Origin of the sequence: Desulfosporosinus cupriresistens (assembly GCF_001707885.1) — a bacterium.
Classification (GTDB): Bacteria; Bacillota; Desulfitobacteriia; order Desulfitobacteriales; family Desulfitobacteriaceae; genus Desulfosporosinus.
In genome coordinates, this window is sequence record NZ_MASS01000132.1 from 1 (window position 1) to 769 (window position 769).

General features: G+C 43.8%; 1 tRNA gene and 2 rRNA genes. All 3 read right to left on the reverse strand.

Going from position 1 to position 769, the window contains the following annotated elements:
* Positions 1-190, reverse strand: a 23S ribosomal RNA gene (locus DSBG_RS21490); the annotation flags it as partial.
* 263 nt (positions 191-453) lie between these two features.
* Positions 454-529, reverse strand: a tRNA-Ala gene (locus DSBG_RS21495).
* 179 nt (positions 530-708) lie between these two features.
* A 16S ribosomal RNA gene (locus tag DSBG_RS21500) occupies positions 709-769 on the reverse strand; the annotation flags it as partial.

The window sequence follows — 769 nt, forward strand, 5'->3', positions numbered from 1 at the left end:
CCCCAGGTTGCCTTCGTCAACCTATGTATTCAGTTAACGATAACTAGATATGACTCTAGTTGGGTTGCCCCATTCGGGTATCCACGGATCAAAGCCTGCTTACGACTCCCCGTGGCATTTCGCTGTTAACCGCGCCCTTCATCGACTCTTAGCGCCTAGGCATCCACCGTACGCCCTTAGTAGCTTGACCTCTGCAATCGCTACTTCTAGGTTTATTCGAAACTTCCGTTTCGAAGTGAATTCTTTCGACTTTTACTAGATTATTTCTCTATGCAGTTTTCAAAGAGCATCAATTATTTGAAATGCGCGGCCCGATGTATGAGATTAGATTAACCTATTGATTAAAATCAAATCATTATCTTATTGCATTTCTCAAGGTGAGCTACCAGTATTTATGACACTAATATTGAAGTCTATTAAACCTCAATATTGCGTCAAATCACTCAATTAAATTGGTGGAGGTAAGCGGGATCGAACCGCTGACCTCTTGAATGCCATTCAAGCGCTCTCCCAGCTGAGCTATACCCCCACAATATTGAGTACCATTCCTGGTCTCTCAAAACTAAACAACAGCTTTTTCCAATGAGTTGCCGATCCCTCGGCTTGAGTCTTGCGACTCTAATGATCTCTCGCCAGACTTGCGTCCTTTAAAAGAATCGACCATTAGGATTGTCGTTTAAAGCCTAAGCTTTAAACAGTTCTCCTTAGAAAGGAGGTGATCCAGCCGCACCTTCCGATACGGCTACCTTGTTACGACTTCACCCCAATC